Source organism: Micromonospora qiuiae (assembly GCF_016863555.1).
Classification (GTDB): domain Bacteria; phylum Actinomycetota; class Actinomycetes; order Mycobacteriales; family Micromonosporaceae; genus Micromonospora; species Micromonospora qiuiae.
In genome coordinates, this window is the sequence record NZ_BOPC01000199.1 from 1 (window position 1) to 750 (window position 750).

A 750-nucleotide genomic window follows, 5' to 3' on the forward strand; every position below is an offset into this window, starting at 1 on the left:
TGCCAACCAGCAGTGGCAACTCGTCCGCGTCGACGGCGGGACCAACCCCACCACGCCGCCGACGACGCCGCCCAACCCCGGCGGCAACTTCACCAACCCCGTGGTCTGGCAGGACTTCGCCGACGTCGAGGTGATCCGGGTCGGAGACGTCTACTACATGACGGCCTCGACGATGCACTACTCGCCGGGCGCGCCGATCCTGCGCTCCTGGGACCTGGTGAACTGGGAGTTCGCCGGGCACTCCGTGCCCCGGCTGGACTTCGGGACCAAGTACGACCTGCCCAGCGGACAACAGGCGTACGTGGACGGAATCTGGGCCTCCACACTGGGCTACCGGCAGAGCAACCGGACGTACTACTGGGCCGGCTGCATCGACTTCTCCCAGACCCACATCTACACCGCCTCGGCCGTCGACGGCACGTGGAGCCGGCACGCCACCATCCCCAACTGCTACTACGACGCCGGCCTGCTGATCGACGACAACGACACCATGTACGTCGCGTACGGCAACGGAACGATCAGCGTGGCCCAGCTCTCCGCCGACGGGCGCAGCCAGGTGCGGGCCCAGCAGGTGTACCAGACCCCGTCGAGCATCGGCACCCTGGAGGGCGCCCGCTTCTACAAGCGCAACGGCGCCTACTACATCTGGCTGACCCGGCCCGCCAACGGCCAGTACGTGCTGAAGTCCACGAACGGACCCTTCGGCCCGTACGAGCAGCGGCAGGTGCTGCTCAACATGCAGGGCCCGAT

Annotated in this window: 1 protein-coding gene; it reads left to right on the forward strand. The window is 67.5% G+C overall.

The genetic code is table 11. The features are described 5' to 3' along the window. Nucleotides 1–750 (forward strand): glycoside hydrolase 43 family protein (locus Vqi01_RS30405; RefSeq protein WP_204038564.1); only part of this gene is annotated, 750 nt, incomplete at both ends.